We start from the raw sequence: 26079 nt of genomic DNA, 5'->3' as shown, positions 1-26079 counted from the left end.
CCTCTGTTGCACGAGCTGTACGGTGGGGCGGCAGCCGCATGCACGGCCGCCGCCTCGCAGGGAGCGCTGGGAGGATGCGCCTCGCTCTGGTTGGGTGTGGTCAGCCTGCTTTGAATTCGTTCCAGGCGGCGACCCAGTCGGCATACGTCGCATACTGGTTTGACTCGAGCGGCGGAATGCCGAGAAGCGGCGCGGCCTTGAAGATGCCTTCGACGTCGGAATAGTCGAACAGCGCCTTGGTCTCGGGCGGCAGCAGGTCGACCGCTTTCGACGAGACGACACCGGCCGCATTTCGGGTGACGACCTTGGCCTGCACCTCCGGTGAAATCGCCTGGTTGAAGAACTCGTAGGCAGCTTCCTCGTTGTCGGCGCCAGGCGGCATGAACCAGGCGTCGCACCAGGTCGCGGCGCCTTCCTTGGGGATGGTATAGATCGTCTCGACATTCTGCTTTGCGGTCTCGGTCGGGATGCCGGTCCAGCCGGCGAAGCAGGCAGCGACCTCGCCGGATACCATCAGCGACACGACGTCGCCATAGGTCAGGCTGATGGTGCGGGCCTGATCGCGATAGAGTTTCAGGTGCTCGAAGGTCTTGGCCATCTCGTCCTTGGTGAGGTTCGGAAAGGTCTTGAAGCCCGCCAGCACCGCCGCAACCGGCCAGGTAACCAGCGTGTCGTCGACCAGCACGATCTTCCCCTTCAGTTCCGGCTTCAGGAGATCCTCATAGGAGGTTGGTTTTTCCATCATCTTCGGATTGTAGACGATGGTGTTCAGGCCCCAGGCGTAGGGTACGCCGTGCAGTTCGCCGTTCCGGAACCAGGTCGGTTTGTCGTAGAAGACGTCGAAAAGGTTGTCGGCGCTGTAGTTCGGCAGCTTGGACTTGTCGAGCGGCTTGGTGATCTTCAGCACATCGAGATAAAGGTCGGCATAGCCCTGGTTGTATTCGGCAGCGTCGAAAGGCGGCGGGTTCGGCACGCTGAACTTCGTGGTGACGTCGTCCTGGTTGCCCATCGCCGAGACCTCGACGTTGAGGTTGTTCTTGGAAATCCAGTCGGCAAGCTCGTCGGTCAGTTCCCAGCCTTCCCAGGCCATGATCTGGAGATCGCCCGAACCCGCATGCGCCAGATTGGGAATGAACGGCGCGAGCATCGCGCCGCCGGCAAGCGCCGTTGCGCCGCCAAGAAATGACCGGCGGCTTGTTGCGAATTGCATGATTTCGTCGGTGGACCAGATTTTTCTCATTGTCGAATTCCCCTTTTGAGATCCGTTAAGAGCTTGATTGTGTTGGCTGCGCTGGCGAGAAACAATTTCGCATGGTGCCGAATGCCGGCGCTTCATGGCGCGCTGTGTGCGTCAGTGTGCGAAAGCCATCGCCGGAGATGCACAAGTCTGGCGCCGCATCAGGTATGCGGGAGCATGACGACGTTGGCCGAGTCCCAGTAGACGCGGGTACGGTCGCCAATCGACGGCAAAGCGAGGCGACCGTTACGCTGCACCTGGATGCGGACCGGGGACTGGTCGTCGAGACGCACAGTGTAGAACGAGCGGCTGCCGATGAAGACGACATCCTCAACAGTACCTTCGGCCGATTGGGCTGCCGTTTCGCCACCATGGAAACTCAAGGATTCCGGGCGGATGGAAACAGTAATGCGTTCCGATACGTGGCGATCCGCGGTCTCGGCGCCGAGGAAGGGGATGCCGGCCGGCGTGACCGCGGTGGTGCCGATGCCGTTGACTGCGCTGACAGTCGCATCGAACAGGTTGGTTTCCCCAAGGAATTTCGCGGCAAACAGCGATTTCGGCCTGGCATACATGTCCTCGGGCCGGTCGATCTGCACGATGCGGCCCTTTTCCATCAGGACGACGCGGTCCGACAGGATCATCGCCTCGTCCTGGTCATGTGTGACATAGACGAAAGTGGCTCCTGTCTCGGTGTGAATGCGCTTCATCTCGGCCAGCATGTGCTGGCGGATCTTCAGGTCGAGCGCGGCCAGCGGTTCGTCCAGCAGGAGCACCTTGGGGCCGTTGACCAGGGCACGCGCCAGCGCCACGCGCTGGCTCTGGCCGCCGCTGATCTCGTCGATGTAGCGGTTGGCGAAATTGTCCAGCTGCACGATGTGCAGCATGCGGTTCACCCGCTCCTTGACCTCGGCCCTGGGCATGCCCTTGACCTTCAGGCCGAAGGCCACGTTTTCGAAGACATCGAGATGAGGAAAGAGCGCATAGCGCTGGAAAACCATGTTCACCGGACGGTGTTCCGGCGGCGTGCCGGCGCAGTCGCTTCCATCGATGCTGATGGCGCCCGAGGTCAGCGTCTCGAAGCCGGCGATCAAGCGCATCAACGTGGTCTTGCCGCAGCCGGAAGGCCCGAGCAGCGTCAGGATCTCACCCTGGCGGATCGAGAGATTGATGTCAGTCAACGCGGTAAAACTGCCGAAGACTTTCTTGCCATCGCGGATATTGATGATCGTCTTGGGATTGGTCATGGCAAAGGTTCCAACTGTTCGAGGCGGCCGGCAATCGCAGAGCGCCGACGGGCCTGACCGATCAGCCAGGAAGCAACCAGGATTGCGATCGAGAAGAAGAGGGCGAGTGTCGAAATAGCATTGACCAGCGGCGTCACCGTGCGGCGCATCATCGACCAGATGTACATGGGCAGGGTCGTTTCCGTGCCGGCGACGAAGGAGGTGACCACGAACTCATCGAAAGACACGGCGAAGGCCAGGATCGAGGATGCTATCAGGGTCGGCGCGATCAACGGCAGGGTAACGCGGGCAAAGGTCTGTATCTGCGAGGCGCCAAGATCACGCGCGGCCTCCTCCAGCGAGGGGTCAAACAGCGCCAGTCGCGCCTTCATCGCTACGATCAGGATCGGGATCGCGATGACGACATGAGCGATCACGATCGTGGCGGTCGAGAGCTGGGTGCCCGACTGCGCGAAGAGTACGAGCAGCGAAACGCCAACGAACAGGCCGGGCAGGGCGATCGGCGTGACCGTCAGCGCCTCGATCATGCCGCGGCCGGCGCGGCCGAAGCGCAGCCAGGCCAGCGACGCCGTGGCGCCAAGCAGCAGGGTCACCAGCGCGGTGAGTAGAGCGATCGTCAGGCTCTTGATGACCGCAGAGCCCAGTTGCGCATTGCCGAACAGCTCCTCGTACCAACGCAGCGAAAATCCCGCGAAGGGGAAGGACAGGGCTGGTGAAGCGTGGAACGAGAACAGTACGATGATCAAGAGCGGGGCGAGCAGGAAGGCCAGGATGGCCCAGACGATGATCCGCAGCAGCACAGTCAGATCTCCCGCTCGGTTTTTGCTCGACGCTTGACGATCAGGCCGGTCGCGCGGCCAAGCACCGAGATGACGACGTAGAGGATGATCGAGACACCGAACATCAGGAAAGCCTGCGCCGCGCCGAGCGGCCAGTTGCCAGTCTTGCGGAACTGGTCAGCGATCAGGAGGCCAGTGGTCTGTCCCGACGAGCCGCCCAGCATCTGCGGTGTCACATAGTCGCCCGCAACAAGGATGAAGGTCAGCATGAAGGCACCGACCAGGCCGTTGGCCGCGTTGGGCGCGATGACCTTGAAGAATGCGCCGATCGTCGACGTGCCCAGGTCACGCGCGGCATCGACCAGGTCGCGCTTGATCTCGCTCAGCGAGGATACGACCAGCAGGATGCAGAACGGCAGGTAGATATGGACCAGCGTGATCGTCACCGCGAAGGGGCTGAACAGGAAAGCCGAGACCGGGTGATCGATAACACCGAGCTGCAGGAGCACAGTGTTGAGCACGCCACTCGTGCCGAGCAGCGTGCGCCAGGCGTAAATGCGCACCAGATAGCTCGAGAACCACGTAATAAGGATGAGATAGAGGATGGTCTGCGAACGGCTGACATAGACCAGGTAGTAGCCGACCGGGATCGACAGGATCAGCGTGACCGTGGCGGTGAAGAGGCCGATGCGGACGGCGTTGAAGGTGACCTTCCAGAAGACCGGCGAGGCCAGCGAGCCGAGATAGTTTTCGAATTGGAAGTCTGGCACGATCCGATAGGACGCAGACGACCAGAAACTGTAGGCGAACAGGATCAGGCTTGGCACGATGAAGAAGACGATCATGTAGAGTATCGCCGGCGTGGCCAGCAATGCTCCCGTCCTCGTGCGTGAAAGGCTCATTCGCAGCACTCCCAAGGCTTCGTCCATCGCCCGCCCATCCGAGCCGGCTCCGTCCGACACTGTCCGCGCCGATCAACGACGCCTTCGTGGTTCCCGTCGGCAGGTCGTCAGATCGATCCGTCGCCTGCTCTTGCCAGGTGATAGTCCCCAGTTTCGTGCCGGTTAACAATTTCGCACGACAGGGTTTCGTGAAGCGATGTTGCGCACGATGCGCGAAGTATCGCTTCCAATCGAGGCGTCAGCTCTTGGGAGAGGAAGCCGTCAGGCGTTCAGGCCGGCCGCATCGAAAGCGGCAGCGATCGAGGCCGCGGATTTGGCCGCGACCACTTCGGTCGACATGGTCGCAAGCATCGGGGAAAAGACCTCCGGCCCGACCTGGTTGAGGCCGCCGCCCTCGGCCAGGATCCGGATGATCTCCACGTTGGGAAAGTCGCCGTCCCCCGGAAAGAGCCTGTTGTAGCAGTCATCCTTGATCGAGATGCCGGCCGGAAGGTCGAATGGTCCGTCGTTCAGCTGCAGGCAATGGATCATGCCGCCGGGAATCTGGCGAAGGGTGTCGAGCTTCGAGCGGCTCCGAACGAAATGCCAGACATCGAAGACCAGACCGGAATTCGGCTGGTCCGCTGCGCTGACGATTTGCCAGGCCATCTCAAGCGCCGGAACACCCCACAGTGGTATGAATTCGAGGTCGCAGGTTACCCTGTACGTTGCAGCGCGACGGCAGATGGCGGCGTAGTGATGGGTGATCTCGTTGATCGACATCGCATTCAACGGGAACGTGGCATTCAGGCTCATATGGGTGCAACCCAGCCCATCGATCAGCCGAAAGAACGCATCCGGCGTCGTGTCGACAGAGCGGATATAGGCTTCGTCCATGTTGTCGGGACGCCAGATGCGCGGCCAGGTGTTGAGCGGATCGAGCCGGGTGATCGAGACGCCCTGGTCGGTCGCGCGGGACCTCATCTCGGCAAAACTCATGCCACCTTCCAGCAGGCGCTCGACCTCCAGGGGCATCAGCGAAAGTTCGCCGAATCCGGCCAACCGCGTGGCGCGCAGCTTTTCCTCGAATGGCAGGTGCGCCACGTTGGAAAACGGCATCATGGTCGAGTTGACGGTGGCTACCAAAATCGCGCTCCTTCTGACCGGACGTTCGGCGCTCAGCCGGACCGCGCCAATTGACACGGCTGCTCACGCTCCCGCAATTTCGTGGCGAACGCATTGGCGAGCGTGTTTGACGCTTCGGCCGCGTCGGATTGCGTCAGCCGAGCTGGATCATTTCGGAGCCATCGCCAAGGAATTGCAAGGCCTCGCGCGGGATTGAGGGGTCGCCACGGTCGAGCACGGTCAGTGCGTCGAGGTGCTCGCGCTTGAGCAACCCAGGTCCCCGGTAGTGCAGCGCCACCTTGGTCGAATAAGGCTGGCGGAACATGGTGGCCGCGATGCCTGTGGCAATGCCGAACATGAATTTCGATGAGCTGCGCTTGACCGGCGCATAGACGCCGAAGGTGAGCTCGTTACGCTGAATGCCTTCGAAGTCGGCGGTGAAAAGTCGGCCGGCCACTGGAAAGACAAAGCCGTAATATTTGAAAACATATTCCGTCTTCGTCGGATCGTCGTAGCTCGGGAACCGCTCGATATAGTAGTGCTGCAGGAACTGGTTGTTCTTGTAGATGCAGAACGCCGAGCGCAGGACGAACCCCTTGTAGATCGACGAGTACTGGTAGCGGTCCCAGACGCCAAGCACCTCTTTCTGGTCGCCGCTCGATTCGACGATCATCGCCTCGACGAACTTGTTGAGCTCGGGCGAACGGCGCACATTTTCCATCGCGTGGAAAAAATTTCCCTCCACGAGAGTGCGGAACTCGTCCGGCTGCGAAAACAGGATCGGCACGCTCAGGCCGAAGTAATTGGCGATCAGCCGCAGGTTCTGTGGCGAGGGCATGTGCAGCCCGGAAAGATATTTGTTGAATTGCTGACGATTCAGATTGATCTTCCGGCAGACGGCGGAGATCGAGCCGTGACGCTCGCAGAGCAGGCGCAGGTTGGCCGAGAAGTGGGCCACCTGGTTTTCGGCGTGTTCCATCGACCTCGCCCACTTTAAGTCACATGTCGCATATGTTGCGTCATGTCGCGTCAATATTCAAGTGTCTGCGAAATTGTGCGTCAATGACAATTTCCTGAAACTCTGCCTCGATCCTGCTGCCGGGTGCCGAGCCATCGACCCGCCGGCCACGCGAAAAACGAGGTGGAACCGATGAATTTGACGGGCGGACAAATCGTAGCACGAGCGCTGAAGGAGTACGGCGTCGAATATGTCGCCGGCGTTCCCGGCCACGGCATCTGGTCGTTGTTCGACGCGTTTCTGGAGTCAGGCTCACAGATTCCGTTCATCCAGGTCATGCACGAGCAGAGCGCCGTGCACATGGCCGACGGCTATTTCCGCGCTTCGGGCAAGCCGATGGCGTGCTCGACTTCGATCGGGCCGGGCGCGACCAACACCATCATCGGCTTAGCGACCTGCTACACCGATTCCATTCCGGCCTTCTATGTTTCCGGCGGTCCGGCGACGCACATGAAGGGCCATGGCGTCATGCAGGAGCTGGAGCGCCAGCAGGAGAACGCATTCCCGCGCATCACGGAGCAGGTGACGAAGCGCGTGTACAAGGCGGGCCGCGTCGACGAACTGCCGTTCATCATGCACCGTGCTTTCAACACAATGCTGTCGGGCCGTCCCGGGCCGGTGCATGTGGAAGTGCCGATGGACCTTCAGACCGAAGCGGCCGACGTCACCATCCATCCGCTCGCTTCGCGCATGGCGATCGGCGTGTCCTATCCCGATCCCGTTGCTGTCGAGAGGGCGGCAGCGTTGCTGCTGTCGGCAGAGCGGCCGGTCATTATCGCGGGCGGTGGCGCAATCAGCTCCAATGCCTCGGAGGCGCTGCTTGCGCTGGCCGAGAAGGTCGGGGCGGCCGTCTCCTCGACCTGGAATGGCAAGGGCGCCTTCCCCGAGGATCACCCGCTGTCGATCGGCGCCGTCGGTCAGACCGGCACAGCCTGCGGCAATCAGATCACTGCCAGCGCCGATGTCGTCATGTCGGTCGGCTGCCGCTTCACCGACTGGTCGGCGTCGAGCTACCGCAAGGGCGCGTCCTTCTCCATCCCTCCGGGCAAGCTCATCCATATCGATCTCGATCATCATGAGATCGGCAAGAATTATCCGACCGAAGTCGGCATCGTCGCCGATGCCCGAGCCACGCTCGAGGCGATGCTGGCGCTGATCTCGGACCAGCAGTCGAGCCGCGCGCTCGGCCGGCGGGACTGCTTCCATGCCGATATCCGCAAGGCCAAGGCCGAATGGGAAGAGATGCTGGCGCCGCGCCGCGACTCGGATGAAAGCCCGTTCACGTCGCAGCGGCCGCTCGGCGCGCTGCGCAAGGTGATGGACCGCTCGGGCATCATCTTGGCCGGGTCGGGCAACACGCAGGGGGCCGTCAAGCAGACCTTTCCGGTCTATGAACCGCGAACGCACCTGACCTCGGGTTCGTTCTCGCCGATGGGATGGGCAGTGCCGGCGGCACTCGGCGCAAAGCTCGCCCAGCCTGACCGCCAAGTAGTTGCAGTGGTCGGCGACGGCGATTTCATGATGTCACTGCCGGAAATGGGCACGGCTGTCATGAACGACATCCCTGCCGTGTTCCTGGTCCAGAACAACCGCGGCTATATGTCGATCCGCGGCGGCCAGCGCAAGTTCATGGGCCGCCATGTCGGCAGCGAGTTCAATCACCACAAGGGCAACGGCGAGCCATACACCGCCAACATTGCCGAAGTGGCCAAGAACTTCGGCATGGAAGCCTGGAAGGTCGAGGACTCGGCCGACCTCGAGAAGACGCTGAAGGCGGCGCTCGATTCCAACGCGCCGGCGCTGGTCGAGGTGACCACCTCACGCGATGCGGCCGGGCCGTTCGTCACCGGCTGGTGGGATTTCCCGTCGCCCGCCTACTACGAGAAGGAGCAGGCGGAATACGCCGCCGGCCGCGAACTCGAACAGCATATGTGATTTCGCAAAAGCTGTTGCCTTCCGAAACGCGCCGCTCCGGCCTCACCCTCGAATGAGGGGCAATGAAACGCCTCGCCAAAGGTCCAGACATGATCAGACGGCTGAAATCGTCCAAGGCTGCTACGGGATTTGCGCAGGACGCGAAGCTGACCGCGACCGTGGAGGCGCTACTGGCGGATGTCGCGGTACGCGGCGATGCGGCGGTTCGGGAACTGTCGAAGAAATTCGACAGGCTTGACCGGCCGTCCTACCAACTCACCGATGCCGAGATCCGAGCCTGTGTCGACAGCCTTACGACTCGGGAGCGTGACGACATCGGCTTCGCGCAGGACCAGGTGCGCAACTTCGCGCAGGCGCAACGCGATTCCCTGCTCGACATCGAGGTAGAGACGCTGCCCGGCGTGATCCTCGGGCATCGACACATCCCGATCGAAAATGTCGGCTGCTACGTGCCTGGTGGGCAATACCCGCTACTGGCCTCCGCACACATGTCGGTATTGACGGCGAAGGTCGCCGGTTGCGACCGCGTCATCACCTGTGCGCCGCCTTTCAATGGCCGACCGGCGCCGATGATCGTCGCCGCCCAGCATCTTGCCGGCGCCGATGAGATCTACTGCATGGGCGGGGTCCAGGCGATCGCGGCGATGGCGTACGGCACAGAGACGATTAAATCCGTCGATATGCTGGCCGGCCCCGGCAACGCCTATGTCGCGGAGGCCAAGCGACTGCTGTTTGGCCAGGTCGGCATCGATCTCTTCGCCGGACCGACCGAGACACTGGTGATCGCCGACGACACGGCCGACGGCGAGTTGTGCGCCACTGACCTGCTCGGCCAGGCCGAGCACGGTGTGAATTCACCGGCGGTGCTCTTGACCAATTCCGAAAAGCTCGCACGCGACACGATGCGCGAGATCGAGCGGTTGTTGAAGATCCTGCCGACCGCAGCCACTGCCGGCAAGGCGTGGGCAGACTGCGGCGAGGTAATCGTCTGCGACACGCTCGACGAGATGGTCGAAGAGGCCGACCGTATCGCTTCCGAGCATGTCCAGGTGATGACCGCCGATCCGGACTACTTCCTCGACAACATGACCAACTACGGCGCGCTGTTCCTCGGCCATCGCACGACCGTGGCTTACGGCGACAAGGTGATCGGGACCAACCACACACTGCCGACCAAGACCGCGGCGCGTTACACTGGCGGATTGTGGGTCGGCAAGTTCCTCAAGACCTGCACCTATCAGAAGATCCTGACAGACGAGGCGTCGGCGAGGATCGGCGAGCGCTGCTCCAGGCTTTGCATCATGGAAGGCTTTGCCGGCCATGCCGAGCAGGCAAATGTGCGGGTACGCCGCTTCGCGCGCAAGAATGTCGGCTATGGGCAAGCGGTCGAGGCGGCGTGACCAACATGCGGCGAGCACCCACGAGGCATGCGCAGTGACGGAACTTTCCGCCGACATCGTCATCATCGGATCGGGCATCGGTGGCGCGACGGCTGCGTCCGTGCTTGCCGATACGGGAGCGCGGATCCTCATCCTCGAACGCGGCGAGCAGCTTCAGGATACGCCCGAGACGCGCGACGAGCGCGCAATCTTCCAGCGCAAGCATTTTCGCACCAAGGAATCCTGGCTTGACGGCACAGGAGCGCCGTTCAGCCCCGGCAATTTCTACAATGTCGGCGGCAATTCGAAATTCTATGGCGCGATAATGTACCGCAACCGCGCGGAGGATTTCGCCCCGCAGCAGCATATGGAGGGCTCGACGCCGGGCTGGCCGTTTTCCTATGACGAGATCGAGCCGTGGTATGGCCAGGCCGAGAGGCTGTTTTGCGTCCGCGGCGAACTGGGCGACGATCCGACAGAACCGCTGCATTCGACCCGCTACGATTTTCCGGCCGTTCCGGACGAGCCCTCGATCGGCAAGGCCCGCCAGCGGCTGAAGAAGATCGGCATCCATACAAGTTCGCTGCCGATCGCGATCGATCATGTCGCGTGGCTGAAGCGCGCACCGACCCCGTGGGATGCCTTTCCCGACACCTTTACCGGGAAGATTGACGCGGAGACCGGTCCGCTCGCGGCGGCACTCGGACACGACAATGTCGAGCTCCTGACCGGCGCGGACGTGCTGCGCCTCGACACGGACGCTTCGGGCAAGATGATCAAGCAAGCAATGATCCGTCACCAGGGACAGGAGGTGACGGTGCGCGCCAACCGCTTCATCCTGGCAGCAGGTGCGGTCAATTCAGCGGCACTCCTGCTGCGCTCGGCGAACGGGCAGCATCCTAACGGTCTCGCCAACGGCTCCGACCAGGTCGGTCGCAATTTCATGAACCACAATTGCTCCGCGATGATCACGCTCGATCCACGCTTGCGCAACACCGCGGTCCATTCTAAGACCTTCGGCTTCAACGACTTCTATCTGCACGACACCAAGACCGGCTTTCCGCTCGGCAACGTGCAATTGCTCGGCAAGATATCGGGACCGATTTTCAAGGCCAACATGCCCAGCGTCCCGGAGTTCGTTACGGGGCTGATCGCCCGCTATTCCTTCGACTGGTACGTGATGAGCGAGGACCTGCCCAATCCGGAAAGCCGGGTGATGGTTGATGGGGCGGCGATCGTGCTCGACTGGCAGCGCTCCAACATGCTCGGTCACAGGACGTTGGTCGAGCGGGTGCGCGGCGTTTTCAAGCAAGCCGGATTCCCGATCGTGCTGTCGCGCGCCTTCGATCGTCGAACGCCATCGCATCAGTGCGGCACAGCTAAGATGGGCACTGATGGCGCGACCTCGGTCGTCGATACGTATTGCCGATCGCATGACGTCGAGAACCTCTACATTATGGACGCAAGCGTGCTGCCGACCTCGGCGGCGGTGAATCCGGCGCTCACCATTGCCGCCGTGACACTGCGCGCAGCGTCAAAGCTGCGCGCCGAGCTGGTCCAGTAGTTCGAGTGGACAGGAGAGGACCAATGAGCAGATCCGTGAAAGTAGCCGTCCTGGGCGCCTGCGGCTGGATGGGCAAGGTCCACACCATGTCCTACCGGAACATACCGTTCATCTTTGGCTCGGACAAAGGTACGGCCGAAATCGCCTGGCTGGTCGACGGAAGCGAGCCGGCGCTGGAAAAGGCCGGCAAGCTGGTCCCGAATGCGAAGCTGTCGACCGACTGGCGCGCAGCGGTGGCCGATCCGTCGGTGCAGTTGGTCGATATCTGCCTTCCCGACAGTCTGCACCACGAAGTCGCCAAAGCGGCGCTTCTCCAGGGAAAGCATGTCTATTGCGAAAAGCCGCTTGCCAACACGGCGACCGAGGCGCGCGAGCTCGCCGACATCGCGGCCGAGAAAGGCGTCATCACGCGCGTCGGCCACGCGTTTCCGCGCAATCCGATCCACGATGTTGCCAAGGACATCATCGATTCGGGCGAGATCGGTGACATCAAGCTGTTCAGGGCGTGCCAGCATGTCGATGTGCTGGGCGATCCGAACGCACCCTTCATGTGGCGCGCAGACGGCAAGCTCGCGCCGACCGGCATCGTCGGTGATACCGGCAGCCATGTCTTTTCGTTCATGGAGCGGCTGGTTGGGCGGGTGTCCGAACTGATCGCCGATTGCGCGATCGTCACACACAAGCGCCCCGTCGTCGCCGGGTTCAACTATGGCAGCGGCGCCGAGCTTACCGGCAATGAGGAAATGGCCGAAGTGACCAACGCCGACGCCACGAACCTGCTCTGCCGTTTCAGGAACGGCGCAATGGGCATCGTCGATTTCAGCCGTGTCGCGACCGGCCGCAAGTTCAAGCAGACCTATGAGATCTACGGCACGAGGGGCAGCATCGCCTACGACTATGACGAGGTGAACCGGCTGCGCTTCTACACCAACGATGATGTCGTCGGCCGCCGGGGTTTTCGCGAGATCGACGTCGGGCCGGAGAACGCCACCTATGGCGCATTCCTCCCCATCGCCAACTTCGCGCTCGGCTACAATGAATCCAAGCAGATCGAGGTCGCCGAGGTGGTGCGCTCTATTGTCACCGGCGAGCAAATGTGGCCGACCTTCGAGAGCGGCCACCACATCACCCAGATCGTCGACGCCTGCCTCGATTCCTCGCGGCTTCGCCAATGGGTCTCGATCGCCTGACTGGAAGTGTTCCAATGGCCCTGCGCAAAGCGAAGAACTCCATCCATACCGGTTTGGCCACGGCCATGCCGCGCGCCCTGACGGTCGCCGTTGAGGCCCTCGACGGCTTCGGCTGGGGTCTCATCGGCGCCAGCACCATCGCGCGCGAATACATGGTCGACGCGATCCGCCGCAGCGGCGGCCGGCCCCTGAGCGTGATGAGCCATGACGGCGCGCGCGCCGCCGCCTTCGCGCGCGACTTCGACATTGCGGACTCATGCTCCGATCTCGACACGTTGCTCGATGACCGGCGGATCGGCGCGGTCTACATCAGCTCAACCAACACGCAGCACCGATATCAAGTGCTGGCCGCAGCGGCAGCCGGCAAACATGTGCTGTGCGACAAACCGCTGGCCACCCGCTCGGCAGATGCCCTGAAGATGGTGCGTGCCTGCGAGAAGGCCGGCGTGGTGCTTGCCGTCAACCACCATCTGCGGTCGTCACCGGTGCACCAAACGATGCAGCGGATGATCGCGGCCGGCGAGATAGGTGCCGTCCGTTCGCTGATGATCGTCCATGCCGGCTATCTCAGACCCGTTCTGCAATCGTGGCGGATCAAGGACGCGGCCGAGGGCGGCATCTACCTTGATCTCAGCGTCCACGACATAGACCTGGCTTCGTTCCTGCTGGAGCAGACGCCGGTGACGGCGGTCGCGTTGGGCGCGGGCGTGGCGCTCAGTTCCAACACCGTCCACGATCATGCGATGTACGCCCTGAAGATGAGCGGCGGTACCTTCGTCCAGGTGCATGAGAGCTTCGTCACGCCCGACGTGGAAAGCCAGGTCGTGGCGCTCGGCTCGGAAGGGGCGCTGATCGCTGCCGGCACGCTGGCGCAGCGTTCCACGGGAACGCTGACGCGGCGGGTGAATGGACGCAACGAATCGATCCCGCTGCGGGCCAACGATCTCTACGCGGATACCATCGAGCAATTCCTGGACGCCATCGCCGGGACTGGCAGCCCTCGCGCCACGGGACGCGACGGGCTGGCGGCGATCGCCGGCGCTGAAGCCGTGGGAAAGGCTGCCGCGACTGGCAGGGCGGTTGCCGTCAAACGTCACGAGTAGGCTTCGATCCCGGCGAGGGGTGACGATCGATGCCATGGCCCATCGCAGGTGCATCTACCGACCGGCCAGCCTCTCATCCATGAGCCAGGCCGCCAACGAACGCCGGCCCGCCGGCAAGTAGGATTCCAGTCAATGATCACCGCCGAGAAAAAACCGCCGTCACGCTTGGCCTCTTTCATGGTTTTTCTTGCGGGTGGCATTGGCATCGGCGCGTGGGCCGCCAGCCTGCCGTCCATCAGTGCGGGGCTGCAGATCGACAAGGGCACGCTAGGCGTCGTGCTGCTCTGTTTCGCGGCCGGCGCCATCCTGACCATGACCAGTGTCGGCCGGCTGGTGCCGCGGTTCGGCGCGCGCAGCCTGTGCCTGGTCGCCTGTACCGGCTTCGGGCTGGCGTTGATTGTTGCACCCCATGCGCCGAGCGTGATGTCGTTGGGGTTCGTCGTCGCCTTCGCGGGCGCCTCGTTCGGAGCGCTAGACGTGTTGATGAATACGGACGCCGCCTTCCTGGAGCGACGCGTGGGCCGCCATATCATGTCGTCCTTCCACGCATTGTTCAGTGTCGGCAATCTGGGGGGCGCAGGCATCTGCGGGTTGATTCTATCTGCCGGCGGCAACGTGCAGGCGTGCCTCGGCGTCGCCGGAATGGGTGTGATCCTTTTCGGCGCTGCCGGCTGTTGGCTGAGCGAACCGCATGTGTCAGTCCGCAAGAGTTCGAACGAAGGCTTGGCGCGGCTCGACCCCGTCCAGCGGCGGCGGTTATTGCTCGTTGGTGTGATTGCGTTCCTCGCGCTGTTTTCGGAAGGGGCGCTGATGGACTGGACAGCCGTCTATCTGGTCGGCAATGCTGGGGCGTCGGAGAGCACGGGGGCGTTCGGCTTCGCGGTTTTTGCCGGCATGATGGCGATCGGTCGCGTGGTCGGCGACGCCATGGCCAATGCGTTCGGGCCGGCACGGCTGTTGCGGCTAGGCGCCGCGGCAAGCGCTCTTGCGCTGGCGGTGATCCTTGGCATCTCGACGGTGCCCGTCATCTTCCTGGCGCTCATCTTGTGCGGCTTCGGCATCGCCAACGTAGTGCCGTTGCTGTTTGCCGCAGCCGGCCGGATCGGCGGCCATGCGGCGGGCTCGGCGATGTCGTTGGTCGCTGCACTCGGCTATGCTGGCCTGCTCGTCGGCCCGGCCTTCATCGGCATGCTGGCACAGGCCACCTCGCTGCGCGCCAGTCTGTGGGTGGTGTTCGTCGCCTTCGCCGTCATCACACTGGGTGCCGCCGCGACCCGTCCATATAGGTACAACTTGACGCAAACTGGCGCATGATTTGCTTACTTATGCGCCAGTAATACGCTCGCCGCGAAATTGAACGGCGATCTGGAGCGTGGTTCCATACGCCAGAGTTGGACGAATGGAATCAGGATGCTGATGGCTTATCAAGAGAACGCGTGTCGCAATCTGGCTTTTGCCGATGATTTCATCTCGGCGGCATTGGTCGACAATGCGCGCGACTTCGCCGTCGAGGACGGTGTAGTCGTCAACCTTTCGCCAAAGCCGATGGTGACGTCGGGATCGGCCGTGCCCGGTATCGTGCCAGCCTGGAAGTCGACCACGCTGAAGGGTGCGAAGATCGTCAGCGCGGAGCGTGCGGCAGTGCTGAAGATGAACAAGACCACCAACCTCGGCGGCGTCGCCCTGCGCGGCTGGGACTGGCTTGGCAACCGGATCAAGAGCTTTCCGCGCGACACGCCACTTTACATCTCGGCGCAGGATACGATCGGCACCGTGACGACCAATCCTTTCGCATTTACCAACGAGAACCCCGCCGTCGCGGCAAATCAGGAGTTCGAGCTGAAGCTGAACCTTTGGTGGTCGCCGGGAGAAACCGACTGCTTCATCCACAATGAGCACCCGTTCCTCGAGGTGCATACCCAGATCCATGGCCTCGGCCGCATGCAGAAATTCCATGAGCGGGAGCAGTCCGCGCTCTATGAGGATATCATGATGCCGGTTGGTTACACGCATGACCCATTCTGCCGCGTCGCCGGCAAGAACCGGTGGGAGTATCCGTGGCATCGCTATTATTCGGACACCGACTCGATCTGGTTGGCTATCGAGTTGCACCCGATTCCCTAGATGCTCTGTTTGGGCGACTGAAGGGGCAAGATGGAGCCCATGTTGCATGGAAAAGCCAATGTTGAATCAAACCCGAAAAAGGCCTTCAATTTCAATCCCAGCTCTGGCGGGCCTGATACTATTGTCGTCGATGGGATCGTATTTTTTCGGCGGAAAAATCGTGGCTTTTGTAATGCGCACAAGCCAGGAGAACGTCGAGTTATCCAGAATTAAGTGCGTGGCCTATTCTGAAGTATCCCATGCGTATAGCGAGCAACTTTGCGAAGCGCCCGTTGACGCGGAATAAGCGCGGGAAGCGGCCGCAGTACGGGTCGGGCAGAACATCAGAAGATCGTGATACCCGAGCCGAAGCATTCTCATCCGCATCGGCCGCGGCCAATTCTCTGGCTCGAACACATTTGCGAAGGACAGGACCGTGGACAGTATCGAACGCAACGCGCGCGCGGTCCTCCTTCCCGCTATCGACAGTCTGGAGTTGACTGATGATTTGAAGCGCTACTTCGACGAAGGTGGCCGATCGCTGCTGCTCGGCGAGACACGGGCCGAATATGTTTCGCGTCGAATGAGCGATGCCAGACGCGCCTCAGAACGAGCGGAGGATTTCCGCCGTCTGGCTGACGAAGTGGCCACCCGCGCCAACAGGGTGCTAATCGCGCTCGATCAGGAGCCAACCGGAATCGAACGTCTGCATGGACTGGCGCCAAGGCTTGGCGGTCGGGCGGAACTGCTCTCGATGCCGGATGAGACAATTCGCCAACGGGCGCACGTCATTGGCCGGAAGGCCAGGGAACTAGGGGTCGGAATGTTCCTCGGTCCCGTGGTCGATGTCCTCACTGGTCGCAATCCCTGGCTGCATGGACGAACCCTTGACACAGATGCGCGTCAGGTCGCCCGCATCACGAGCGCATTCATTAGTGGCATTCAGAGTGCCGGCATCGTGGCGACAGCCAAACACTTTCCCGGCCACCATGACATCACCGGTGACCCGGCAATCGAACTCGCGGATGTTCGAGGGACAGCAGAAGATCTGCTCCCGGGATTTGACGTTTTCCGCTCGGCGATCCAAGCGGGCGTCCGCGCAATCATGACCGGCCCGGCGCTGGTACCCGCCGTCGATTCGGACTTTCCATCCTCTCGCTCGAAGAAAACCATCGATATGCTGCGCCACGATTTTGGTTTTACCGGCATCGTCGTCAGTGACGATATCGATGCTGTTGGAATGCTGCGAGGCCTCTCTGATAGCGAAACCGCAGTCGCCGCCGTGAACGCGGGTGCCGACCTCATCCTTCTTCCGGCGGGCAGGGCAAACGAGGTTGCCATGCACATCGTTGCGGCCGTCCGATCGGGAGATTTGCCTGAACACCGGTTGGCCGATGCGATACGAAATGTGGAAACCAACAGCGATGCCCTGGGAGTCCAATAAGCCGCGCTCGATCGTCATGATGATCGGATGTGACGGATCAGGCGTGTTCGAAGTGTTCCGGTCCAGATCGTGGGCATGGTTGGCAATCCCATGAATGCGAAGGTTGCGCATGTGGCGCTTTGGACTGCTGACCTGGAAACATCCGCCGCTTTCTGGTCACGCTATTTCGACGCCACGATCGGTGAGCGGTATGAAAGTCGACGACGCCCAGGCTTCGCATCTCGCTTCGTGGAATTGGACGGTGGGCCATCCATCGAATTGATGACCGGTCCGTGGGTTCCCGAAGACATAGCGCGCGCCGGCGCGGAAGTCCCGGGCTGGGCGCATGTCGCTGTCTCCGTCGGTTCACATGAAGCGGTAGACGCCCTAGCCAGGCGACTTGATGAAGACGGTTTGCTGGTCTCGCAACCGCGCATGACCGGAGATGGCTACTATGAAGCGGTCGTACGAACGCCGGATGGCTCGCTGGTAGAGATCACGTCCTGATGTGTTTCGCGGGCCGCTACCACGTCGCCGATATCTGGTTAAGGAGTTTCAGAGTATTAATAGATTTTAGGAGCGGGAGAGCGCTACGCCTTTCCCCACATCCGCGCTACCTGCTTCGTTGCTGCGGGGGAAGAGCCGGCTGGGTTCCCGTTTGCGCGTATACTGCGAAAGAAGCGTTGGTGCCCCTGCTACCCAAGACGACTTCCGTAGGCCTTGGATGGCCGCTTAGCGCCCCATGTCTGCCGTAGAGGCAGACTTTGCCTCCGCCCGGAAGCAGACATCCGGATGACGAGGCTGGCGGTCGTAGTCGCGCCAATTGTTGCCGTTTGCTTGCCTTCGGTGGAACGACCGCTCCCGCCGCCTATTAGGTCTTCAGCTCGCGCCTGAGTTCGTTGAGAAAACGCCAGTCCGTGCCGTTGGCGATGATCGTCTGCGGCGTTGACTTGATCATGCCTGCCTCTTGAAGCCGTAGCGAATAGAAACGAACGGTGTCCTCTGAATCGTACTCGCGCCACTTCCGGTATGGCACGTCGGTAAGCGCCTCCAAGGCATAGTCGTAGTTGGCCGTGAAGTTCCGTTCGACCAGCCGCCTCGCCGCAACGTCGGGCTGCTCCGCGCACAAGTCCGCCGCCTTGAGGATGGCGCGCAGCACGCGCTTGGAGGTAACCGGATGCTCACGCACGAAATCCGCGTTGCCGGCAAGCAGGCAGCAAAAGTACCCCGCCCACGGTTGATCTAGCGTGCTGTTTATCAGCACGCGGCCGATGCCCCTGGCTCGAAGCTCCTGCGGCTCCGGCGGGAAGCCGAGGAAGGCGTCGACTTCGCCGTTTGCGTACAGCTCCTTCGCCCGCACTTGGGGGTCGCTTACCCAGTTGATATCGCGCAGCGGATCGATCCCGACGTAAGCTGCCATGCTGGCAAGGAACAAATACGGGCTCGACCCCAGCGCCTGCACGCCGATTCTCTTGCCCCTCAGGTCACGGAGGCTATTGATCCCCGGCCGGACGAAAAGCTCGAAGCAACCGGAGTGGACGCCGCTCAACAGGGTCAGTCCCTTGCCCTCGTCGATCGCCACGATCGACGACGTGATAAAGTTCAAGCTGAAGTCGATGTTCCCGCTGGCCGTGTTGAGCGTTGTCGCGTTCCCCGGCTCGGACTCTACATATTCGATCTCGTCGAAGCCTTCCGCGTGAAGCAGTTCCTCGGCTACATATTGCGGCGCGATGCAAACGCCGGGGATCTTGGCCAGCCTGATCTTTGATACCTCCGGCGGCGGCCCCGTGGTTGCAGCAATGGATGGCTGAACCTTGAACAGCCCCGCGGCGCCGGCGGCCGACATACCGGCCAGGAAGGTGCGGCGATTTTGAATGATCTGCATCGGACCGCTCCTCAGCTAGAAAACGACTCCGGCCCGGAACCGAGCAAAACGGTTCCAGCAGAGACGCACAATCTGCGTGGGCGCGCCCAGTGATCGCGAGTCGGGAGCACGCCCTGTACTTAACGGGAGTCTTGCGCTCTCAGTCGCTGGCGCGAGAGTGTCCCACCCGGCGATACATGACCATACGCGTTATCTGCACTCGTAGCGAGGACAAAGCTCTCTGCCCACGCCAGGCTTGGGCGAAACCCTCGCAGTTTCCAGAGCACGGGCAAACGGATCGTCGGGTAACTGCCAAATGGCGACTTCTCGAACCAATTCGAGACGTTCGAACTCACCTCACGGGACGACTGGATTGGGTCAGGAGCGGACTTCGAGGTCACGAATTTTCAACGTCAGCTGAACGCTCGGTTCGAGACGATCAAGATTCGGAAATTCATCCGACGCAAACCTTGGAAACGTTCTTCAACTCGTCCCCGTCGCGCGGCTGGTCCGCAAGATTCCCCCTGGCCGACGGTTTCCCGGGACATACCGGCGTTCTATGAAGAAGATGAACGTTCCTGCCGTGCAATTTTTTCAGCCCCTAAGAAATGGTTGTATTCCTGTTATCATTGAATACTTGCGCGAGTGCAGCAGGGATTTTCTTACCACCTAGTGAAAATGTGACTTGTTATTGCTTGCAAATTAAATACAATATTATTGCGACGTGCAGAGCGCATTCTGGGACGACGGATACTTCCGCAGATTGTTTGTAAAAGAAGTAGAGTTGTTCGGGCCCTGACGTTGTTGGTCCGCACCAAGCGCATTTAGGGTCAAGGTCGAAGAGCAGTTCACCGGCGGACATCGGCATCGGGACAAGTCAGTTGCGGCGGAACCAGTCGTTCGGGTTGCAAGTAATTCCGCGTTCCTCGCCGAGCGTGACGCTGGATGTGACCTGCTTCACGGAGGCCTTGCGCTTCCTACGCCAGAATACGTGCCGTCGATTCGAGCAGATGATGAAGGGATCACTCCGATGTTGACGAATTTCCTATTTGTCACAGTTGGTTCCATTCGCGGATGGTACTGTCGTCGCGCCGAGCGAAAAGCCATGTGGATGGCGACGGACGGGCTGAGCCGGTCACAAGATGACATTCTTAGCGACATCGGTATCTCACGCGACGAAATCACGTGCGCTTTTCACAGCCACCGAGACCCGAGTTCCGGATTGGGTATGGGATACGGCGCTTGATTTGATCGGCCCACAATTGTCTGCCAAGTGCATGCCAAATCTCGCTCTCCCGGAGGCGAGAATCCGAACCGATCCCGAGTTGGTCACGGCGCTGGCCGATCTTTACCTGCTCGCAGATCGTGATTCGGCGGTTCGGCGGTCGTGGCCGCAGCAAAAAAAGAGACATTCACTAACCGCTGGAGTATGATCGGATCGGCCTGGATTCTGGCACCCCGAGCGGAGACTGGATGGTCACATGGACGATCCGACGGTGCACAGACGTTTGACGGCCATCCTCGCCGCAGACGTTGTGACTTATAGCCGACTCATGGGCCGGGACGAGGCAGGCACTCACGCGGCATGGAAATCGCACCGCAGGGAACTGATCGACGCCAAGATCGCCGAGTATGAGGGTCGCATCGTGAAGCTCACCGGCGACGGATTTCTGGCGGAATTTCCGAGCGTCGTGAATGCGGTCACCTGCGCGGCCACGGTCCAGCGGGGTATGCTAGAGCGCAATGTGGGTGTGCCGCAGCGCAGCCGGATAGAGCTTCGCATGGGCATCAACCTTGGGGACGTGATCGTCGAGGGCGACGACATCTTAGGGGACGGCGTCAATGTGGCGGTGCGGCTTGAAAGCATCGCGACGCGGGGCGGGATCGCGGTCTCTGCAGCCGTCCGAGATAACGTCGGCAACCGGCTCGATCTTCGATTCGAGGACATGGGCGAGCAGACGCTCAAGAACATCGACAGGCCGGTGCGCGCTTATAGCATTTCCCTGGACTTTCCTCCGGCTCTCAGGACGATCGGCTCGGATGCAGCCCCACAAGAGCCTTGGGAGATCGAGAAGCCGTCCATCGCGGTCCTGCCCTTCAACAACATAAGCGGTGACCCCGCGCAAGAATATTTTAGCGATGGGATCACCGAGGACATCATTACCGACCTGTCGAAAATCTCCGGCCTGTTCGTCGTCGCGCGCAATACGGCGTATACCTACAAGGGCAAGCCGGTGAAGGTGCAGCAGGTGAGTCAGGATCTGAGGGTCAACTTTATCCTGGAAGGAAGCGTCCGCAAGGCCGGCTCGCGCGTGCGCGTCACCGCGCAGCTCGTCGAGGGCAAGGGCGGCGGTCATCTCTGGGCCGACCGCTACGACCGTGATCTCACCGATATCTTCGCCATTCAAGACGAGATCACCCATACCATCGTGGACCACTTGAAGGTGAAGCTGCTGCCAGAGGAGAAGAAAGTCATCGGTCGGGCGCCGACCGGGAACTTCGAGGCCTATGCGTATTACCTTAGAGGCCGGCATTTCCTGCACTGGCACTCCAAATCTCATTACGTCCTAGCGAAGCGCATGTTCGCCATGGCGGTCGAACTCGACCCGCTCTATGCGCGGGCCTACGCCGGAATTGCGGACTGCGATTCCTTTCTCTTCCTTCACTATAACGCTGATGTCTCGATCGACGGCATTCTGGCGACCAGCGCCAAGGCGCTGGATCTGGAGAGCGGTCTCGCAGAAGCGCATGCTTCACTCGGCCTCGCTCTGTCGCTCCGCGAGCGACATCCGGAAGCGATGGCAGAGTTCGATCAGGCGATCGCCCTCGATCCCAATCTGTTTGAAGCCTATTACTTCTATGCCCGCGCCTGCTTCACCCAGGGGAAACTGCACGAAGCGGCCAGGCTTTTCCAGCGCGCCGCAGAGATCAAGCCTGACGATTACCAGGCCTTGCTTGTGCTCATTAACGTTCTCCGATCGCTCGGGCGCGAGCAGGAAATGAAGACGGTGGCGCGGGAAGGTGTTGCGCGCGCCGAGCGCGAGCTCATGCTGCGTCCGGAAAACCCAAGACCCGCCTACTTGGGGGCTGTGGGTCTCGCGGCGCTTGGTGAGCTTGATCGTGCTAAGGAATGGGCGGGACGCGCTTTGGCCATCGATCCCGACGACCGCCTGGCGAAATACAACGTGGCTTGCTTTTACTCGCTCGAGGGCGAACATGAACGAGCGATCAACCTGCTAGTGGAGCTTCTCCCGCGCGCCACCCACGAAACAAAGAGGTGGGTGAAATACGACTCGGATCTCGATCCGATCCGTAGTCATCCTCGTTTTCCGAAGGTGCTTGAACTGCTCGGGTAAGAGACACTGCCCTTCACACAGATTTTCAGGTCGCCTCGTCAGCGATTGGTTCTTCGCCCGTCAGTCATCCCCTCGAACCCGCTTCGGAGGGGCCAGCGAATGGTTTCAGAATGCCATTTGTTCCGCGCGAGGCAAAGCTCTCAGGGCACAAATGGTTGAGGGCATGCGAACGATGTTCGCCCACGACCTTGAGAAACGGTCAACAGTTTCAATTCTGATCGAAAACCTGGAAATCAAGATGCATCCATTGAATGATGGCCTGGTTTTCGACGAAGGCGGCATCAAGGTAACCGCGTTTCCTGTCGAGCATCACGACGGAAACCCTACGTACTGCTTTCGCGTAGACTACGCAGGACACAGCGTGGGTCATGTCGGGAGACACAACCCTTAACGACAATGTCGTGAAACACGGCGCCAATGCCGATGTGATCATTCACAATGTCATCGCGTTCAGCGAGCGCCTGAGCCGGTTACCCGAGATGCAGGGCGTGCTGGCGAAATTGACTACGCCGGAACAGGCTGCTGACGTGTTCACTCGGGCTTCTCCGAAGATGGCCGTGTATTCGCATATCGGCACCAAGCCGTGGGAGTTCACTGGCGAGGAGGAGAACGAGGGCGCTAGTAAGTACTTCTCCTAAGGCCATGGCGACTGCGGCAGGGTCGTCACTCCTGTACCGGCACTCAGCGATCACCGGCCGTAGAGCTGTTCGGACACGAGTTTGGGTTCAGCACGCAACGGTACCGGCGCAGCCTAAGGCGAAAAACGAACACCGATACCGGAGCTGTACGGCCGCCGAGCGCCAGAAGTAGCCATTCGGGCGCGCGTTTCGGAACGACCGGAACGGGCCGTGAGCCGTCTATCTGCAATCAGGGTGAGTTCAGCGGTTAGCCGCCGTTCGGCTGACGTGCCCAGCCCGACGTTTGGCCCGATCTCCTGACGGCTCCCTGTCAGGAGGGCCGTGCTAAACTTCTCCCACGATTGCTGAAGAACAAAAGGTCTTTGACTATGACGATATCGCCGTTTCTCGCCGCTCTCGGATCCAAGGCTCCGCCAGCCGACCGGGCGAAAGACATGCACCTGTACGGGTGGCTGATCGGAAGCTGGGAAATGGACACCATACGTCATCTCGATGACGGCACGACCGAGGAATCAACCGGAGAAATCCATTTCGGCTGGGTGCTGGAAGGTCGCGCCATTCAGGATATCTGGATCAGGCCCAGACGCCTTGCGCCGTCCACCATGTATGGCACGACCTTGCGTATCTTCGATCCCGACATCGGGGGCTGGCACATCATCTGGAACGACCCGCTCAACCAGGACTACTCGCGCCAGATTGGACGAGCCGAGGGTAAGGACATTGTCCAGATCGGCGAGGATTCGCGCGGCCTCAAAGCGCGGTGGCGTTTCACCGAGATCGCGGCCGACAGCTTCCATTGGATCGGCGAGGAAAGATCGTCCGGCAACGATCCGTGGCAAATCACCTACGAGCATTTTGCCCGCAGAACGGATCCTTGATACCTTGGGCCGGTCCAGCAGAAACTGGCCCTTCCCTTTCCATCTAAGTGAAACCGCTTTCGGCTCTTCTGGACGGGGCCGGAGCGGACCGACCGCTGGGAGCAGATCATCCAGCAAGCTGCCGCCCGCCTGATGACCGACACCCGCGAGCTTGCCTGTCAGATCCACCCGGAAAGCGCCAGGTTTGGAGGCTGCCTCGCCTCCAAAGTCACTACACCCGCCTAAGACGCGCAATTAAGATGAGTCAGTAGCAGGCCTTGCTACCCGCTTCCCCGATGAGGTTCGGAACACCGCGCTCCTTGGCGGTCGAAACCGGCCGGATCGAGGCGCCCATGGGGCTCGTAGCCGTCTGCGGGTTTTTGAATTACGGGCTTTACACTATCGCGCATCATTTGGCCGTCCGATCGCAATCAAGGAAAGGGTTACCGACAATGAGCAACAAGCACTTTTTGCGTGGCATGGCCACGGTGAACTTCTGGGCCGACGACGTGGCCGCGGCGCGCGACTGGTACGCGGAGCTGTTCGGCGTCGAGGCGTACTTCCAGCGGCCCGATGCGGAAAACCCCGCCTATGTCGAGTTCCGAATCGGCGACGACGAGGACGAGTTCGGCATCATCGACCGCCGCTACGCACCAGCAACGATGCAGCCCGGTCCGGGCGGCGCCACACTGCTGTGGCACGTCGACGACATCGAGGCGGCGTTCGCTCGGCTCAAGGCCATGGGCGCCACGGAGTACGATCCGATCACCAAGCGCGAGAGCGACTTCGTCACCGCCTCGGTGGTCGATCCGTTCGGCAACGTATTGGGTATCATGTACAATCCGCACTACGTCGAGATGCTCGAGTCGCGGACAGCGTAGGCAGACGAGGCCGCGTTCCCATGGGAGAGATTTGCCCTGGGTGCAACGGGATACCAGGTTATCGATCGCATTGCGGCTTGGCCGGAAGGAGGGCGGTAGGCTGAAAGTATTCAACGCAGACAAGGCCGGTGCCGGGGTCATGCTCGCGACGCTTGTTGGCGTGGCCGCGATGAGTCAGGTGTTTCGTACTATTGCGGCGATCGTCGCCCCCGGACTGCAACGTGAATTCGGACTCTCGACCGAAGAACTCGGCATCTACGCCGGCGCCTTCCATCTGTCGTTTGCCCTCGCCCAGATCCCGATGGGCCTAGCGCTTGACCTTTATGGCGTGAGAAAGACCGTTGGTTCGGCTTTCCTCCTTGCAGTAGCGGGAGCGCTCCTGTCGTTCATTGCAACAGGCTTCCCGGTTTTGATGCTGGGGCAGTTGCTCATTGGCATCGGCTGCGCACCAGCCTTTGTGGGATCGCTGTTCTTTGTAAGCAAACATTTTTCTGAAAAGAGTTTTGCCCGAGTATCGGGCTTAGTTCTCAGCTTCAGCGGCCTTGGGTTACTGGCCACTGGCACGCCGCTGGCATGGGTAGTCGAACATTGGGGCTGGCGCAGCGCCTTTGTGGTGACAGGCGTCGTTGCGGCGGCAAGCTTGGTCTGCATCCTGGTCATCGTTCGGGATGATCACGGCAAGAACTCAGGCGACATCGCAGGGGCAATTCGAGAGACGCTTGCGATCCTGAAAGAACGGCAGACCAAGGGCATCGTTGCGCTCGCGCTCGTTGCCTATCCGTCCTACATCGCGCTGAGGGGCCTGTGGGCGACACCCTTGTTCATGGAGCGACACGGCTTCACACTGACGGGCGTCGGGAATGTGCTTCTCGCCTCGTCGGTCGCGACCTTGGTTGGCCCACCGCTATTCGGTCTGGTGCGGGCGAAAGGACGCTCACGGCGATACCTGATCTGCGCGAGCATCGCCACTTCCGCCGGGATTTTCCTTATCCTTGCAATCTCCGCCAACTGGATCGTCGATGCTACGATGTGCGTTGCGCTTGGGGCGCTCACCGGCTTCACGATCTTGCAGTTCGCAGACACTAAGAGTGCATATGATCCTCAGGTCGTCGGCCGGGCATTCGGAATTCTGAACACAGCTGCATTCCTCGGCGTTGCCATCTTGCAGGGCGCAACTGGATGGGTGGCGTCCACCGCGAGCACGTTTAGCGTCAATCAATTCGCTGCTGTCTTCGCGTTCATCGCCGCGGCGTGCCTGCTGGCCATGGTCGCCTTCTTCATGCTTCCCTGGCCAGAATGGGAGGTCGGCAGCAAAACCGATGTTTAGGTATCACGCCTTGCTAAGTGGATGGTAAGCCAATCCTGATAGTGTTGAATGGGAGGCCGGGCGTGCTTAGTCTAGTCGACAGCTACGGGGCCGGAGAACGAACCCGCTGCGCGGGATGGGCGCGTGGGGTGAGGTAGAGATCACGAACCGGACGTCGCGCTCGCATTGAGGG

Annotated in this window: 21 protein-coding genes; 14 read left to right on the top strand and 7 right to left on the bottom strand. The window is 61.1% G+C overall.

Features of this window, described 5'->3' with window-relative positions; translation table 11 throughout:
• Positions 1-100 precede the first annotated feature (100 nt).
• The 6 genes from AC0L2B_RS14395 to AC0L2B_RS14370 form a co-directional block, all read right to left on the bottom strand.
• Positions 101-1240, bottom strand: a complete 1140-nt coding sequence (locus tag AC0L2B_RS14395; protein WP_287362992.1) for an ABC transporter substrate-binding protein — start codon at positions 1238-1240, stop codon at positions 101-103.
• 158 nt (positions 1241-1398) lie between these two features.
• Entirely contained in the window at positions 1399-2484 is a 1086-nt protein-coding gene (locus AC0L2B_RS14390) for an ABC transporter ATP-binding protein (RefSeq protein ID WP_473745811.1), read from the bottom strand.
• Complete coding sequence (locus AC0L2B_RS14385; RefSeq protein WP_287362994.1) at positions 2481-3284, bottom strand: ABC transporter permease; 804 nt, start codon at positions 3282-3284, stop codon at positions 2481-2483. Before AC0L2B_RS14385 ends, AC0L2B_RS14390 begins: the two co-directional genes overlap by 4 nt.
• Positions 3285-3286: 2 nt before the next feature.
• Positions 3287-4165 carry an ABC transporter permease gene (locus AC0L2B_RS14380; protein ID WP_473745810.1) on the bottom strand — a complete coding sequence of 293 codons (879 nt, stop codon included), beginning with the start codon at positions 4163-4165 and terminating at the stop codon, positions 3287-3289.
• A gap of 261 nt (positions 4166-4426) precedes the next feature.
• A complete protein-coding gene (locus AC0L2B_RS14375; protein ID WP_473745809.1) occupies positions 4427-5290 on the bottom strand; it encodes a sugar phosphate isomerase/epimerase family protein in 864 nt (287 codons plus the stop codon).
• Between the two features lie 133 nt (positions 5291-5423).
• Complete coding sequence (locus AC0L2B_RS14370; RefSeq protein WP_473642888.1) at positions 5424-6248, bottom strand: helix-turn-helix domain-containing protein; 825 nt, start codon at positions 6246-6248, stop codon at positions 5424-5426.
• Between the two features lie 171 nt (positions 6249-6419).
• Between AC0L2B_RS14370 and AC0L2B_RS14365 the strand changes: the two genes are divergently transcribed.
• From AC0L2B_RS14365 to AC0L2B_RS14325, 9 genes are all read left to right on the top strand, one after another.
• Positions 6420-8222 (top strand): thiamine pyrophosphate-binding protein, encoded by a 1803-nt coding sequence (locus tag AC0L2B_RS14365; RefSeq protein ID WP_473745808.1) that lies wholly within the window; start codon positions 6420-6422, stop codon positions 8220-8222.
• Between the two features lie 89 nt (positions 8223-8311).
• Positions 8312-9622 carry a histidinol dehydrogenase gene (gene hisD / locus AC0L2B_RS14360; protein WP_473745898.1) on the top strand — a complete coding sequence of 437 codons (1311 nt, stop codon included), beginning with the start codon at positions 8312-8314 and terminating at the stop codon, positions 9620-9622.
• 34 nt (positions 9623-9656) lie between these two features.
• A complete protein-coding gene (locus tag AC0L2B_RS14355; protein ID WP_473745807.1) occupies positions 9657-11165 on the top strand; it encodes a GMC oxidoreductase in 1509 nt (502 codons plus the stop codon).
• Positions 11166-11188: 23 nt separating this feature from the next.
• Positions 11189-12355, top strand: a complete 1167-nt coding sequence (locus AC0L2B_RS14350; RefSeq protein WP_473745806.1) for a Gfo/Idh/MocA family protein — start codon at positions 11189-11191, stop codon at positions 12353-12355.
• 14 nt (positions 12356-12369) lie between these two features.
• Positions 12370-13458 (top strand): Gfo/Idh/MocA family protein, encoded by a 1089-nt coding sequence (locus AC0L2B_RS14345; protein ID WP_473745805.1) that lies wholly within the window; start codon positions 12370-12372, stop codon positions 13456-13458.
• A 132-nt stretch (positions 13459-13590) separates the two neighbouring features.
• A complete protein-coding gene (locus AC0L2B_RS14340; RefSeq protein WP_473745804.1) occupies positions 13591-14772 on the top strand; it encodes an MFS transporter in 1182 nt (393 codons plus the stop codon).
• Between the two features lie 102 nt (positions 14773-14874).
• Positions 14875-15582 carry a hypothetical protein gene (locus tag AC0L2B_RS14335; RefSeq protein ID WP_473745803.1) on the top strand — a complete coding sequence of 236 codons (708 nt, stop codon included), beginning with the start codon at positions 14875-14877 and terminating at the stop codon, positions 15580-15582.
• Between the two features lie 415 nt (positions 15583-15997).
• Positions 15998-17005, top strand: a complete 1008-nt coding sequence (locus AC0L2B_RS14330; protein ID WP_473745802.1) for a glycoside hydrolase family 3 N-terminal domain-containing protein — start codon at positions 15998-16000, stop codon at positions 17003-17005.
• Positions 17006-17080: 75 nt separating this feature from the next.
• Positions 17081-17491, top strand: coding sequence for a VOC family protein (locus AC0L2B_RS14325; protein WP_473745801.1), 411 nt, complete (start codon positions 17081-17083; stop codon positions 17489-17491).
• A 364-nt stretch (positions 17492-17855) separates the two neighbouring features.
• On the opposite strand, the gene AC0L2B_RS14320 is transcribed toward AC0L2B_RS14325, so the two are convergent.
• Positions 17856-18869, bottom strand: a complete 1014-nt coding sequence (locus AC0L2B_RS14320; protein ID WP_473745800.1) for an ABC transporter substrate-binding protein — start codon at positions 18867-18869, stop codon at positions 17856-17858.
• Positions 18870-20329: 1460 nt separating this feature from the next.
• Between AC0L2B_RS14320 and AC0L2B_RS14315 the strand changes: the two genes are divergently transcribed.
• From AC0L2B_RS14315 to AC0L2B_RS14295, 5 genes are all read left to right on the top strand, one after another.
• Positions 20330-22204, top strand: coding sequence for a TPR end-of-group domain-containing protein (locus AC0L2B_RS14315; RefSeq protein ID WP_292427319.1), 1875 nt, complete (start codon positions 20330-20332; stop codon positions 22202-22204).
• Between the two features lie 368 nt (positions 22205-22572).
• Positions 22573-22842: a hypothetical protein gene (locus AC0L2B_RS14310; RefSeq protein WP_236386229.1), complete on the top strand. Its 270-nt coding sequence runs from the start codon at positions 22573-22575 to the stop codon at positions 22840-22842.
• 470 nt (positions 22843-23312) lie between these two features.
• Positions 23313-23720, top strand: a complete 408-nt coding sequence (locus tag AC0L2B_RS14305) for a hypothetical protein (protein ID WP_473745799.1) — start codon at positions 23313-23315, stop codon at positions 23718-23720.
• A gap of 431 nt (positions 23721-24151) precedes the next feature.
• Positions 24152-24580 carry a VOC family protein gene (locus tag AC0L2B_RS14300; protein ID WP_473745797.1) on the top strand — a complete coding sequence of 143 codons (429 nt, stop codon included), beginning with the start codon at positions 24152-24154 and terminating at the stop codon, positions 24578-24580.
• 139 nt (positions 24581-24719) lie between these two features.
• Entirely contained in the window at positions 24720-25907 is a 1188-nt protein-coding gene (locus tag AC0L2B_RS14295) for an MFS transporter (protein WP_473745796.1), read from the top strand.
• The last annotated feature ends 172 nt before the right edge of the window (positions 25908-26079 follow it).

The sequence above is a fragment of the Mesorhizobium sp. WSM4815 genome (genome assembly GCF_055811575.1).
Note: the sequence above shows the minus strand (reverse complement) of the source record. Positions and strands in the feature narration are given on the sequence as shown.

What these genes read in the sequence shown, in the direction of transcription:
- AC0L2B_RS14395 (WP_287362992.1), bottom strand. Translation starts at nt 1,240, where the DNA reads ATGAGAAAAATCTGGTCCACCGACGAAATCATGCAATTCGCAACAAGC.
- AC0L2B_RS14390 (WP_473745811.1), bottom strand. Translation starts at nt 2,484, where the DNA reads ATGACCAATCCCAAGACGATCATCAATATCCGCGATGGCAAGAAAGTC.
- AC0L2B_RS14380 (WP_473745810.1), bottom strand. Translation starts at nt 4,165, where the DNA reads ATGAGCCTTTCACGCACGAGGACGGGAGCATTGCTGGCCACGCCGGCG.
- AC0L2B_RS14370 (WP_473642888.1), bottom strand. Translation starts at nt 6,248, where the DNA reads ATGGAACACGCCGAAAACCAGGTGGCCCACTTCTCGGCCAACCTGCGC.
- AC0L2B_RS14365 (WP_473745808.1), top strand. Translation starts at nt 6,420, where the DNA reads ATGAATTTGACGGGCGGACAAATCGTAGCACGAGCGCTGAAGGAGTAC.
- hisD (WP_473745898.1), top strand. Translation starts at nt 8,312, where the DNA reads ATGATCAGACGGCTGAAATCGTCCAAGGCTGCTACGGGATTTGCGCAG.
- AC0L2B_RS14350 (WP_473745806.1), top strand. Translation starts at nt 11,189, where the DNA reads ATGAGCAGATCCGTGAAAGTAGCCGTCCTGGGCGCCTGCGGCTGGATG.
- AC0L2B_RS14345 (WP_473745805.1), top strand. Translation starts at nt 12,370, where the DNA reads ATGGCCCTGCGCAAAGCGAAGAACTCCATCCATACCGGTTTGGCCACG.
- AC0L2B_RS14340 (WP_473745804.1), top strand. Translation starts at nt 13,591, where the DNA reads ATGATCACCGCCGAGAAAAAACCGCCGTCACGCTTGGCCTCTTTCATG.
- AC0L2B_RS14335 (WP_473745803.1), top strand. Translation starts at nt 14,875, where the DNA reads ATGGCTTATCAAGAGAACGCGTGTCGCAATCTGGCTTTTGCCGATGAT.
- AC0L2B_RS14325 (WP_473745801.1), top strand. Translation starts at nt 17,081, where the DNA reads ATGGTTGGCAATCCCATGAATGCGAAGGTTGCGCATGTGGCGCTTTGG.
- AC0L2B_RS14320 (WP_473745800.1), bottom strand. Translation starts at nt 18,869, where the DNA reads ATGCAGATCATTCAAAATCGCCGCACCTTCCTGGCCGGTATGTCGGCC.
- AC0L2B_RS14315 (WP_292427319.1), top strand. Translation starts at nt 20,330, where the DNA reads ATGGACGATCCGACGGTGCACAGACGTTTGACGGCCATCCTCGCCGCA.
- AC0L2B_RS14310 (WP_236386229.1), top strand. Translation starts at nt 22,573, where the DNA reads ATGTCGGGAGACACAACCCTTAACGACAATGTCGTGAAACACGGCGCC.
- AC0L2B_RS14305 (WP_473745799.1), top strand. Translation starts at nt 23,313, where the DNA reads ATGGACACCATACGTCATCTCGATGACGGCACGACCGAGGAATCAACC.
- AC0L2B_RS14300 (WP_473745797.1), top strand. Translation starts at nt 24,152, where the DNA reads ATGAGCAACAAGCACTTTTTGCGTGGCATGGCCACGGTGAACTTCTGG.
- AC0L2B_RS14295 (WP_473745796.1), top strand. Translation starts at nt 24,720, where the DNA reads ATGCTCGCGACGCTTGTTGGCGTGGCCGCGATGAGTCAGGTGTTTCGT.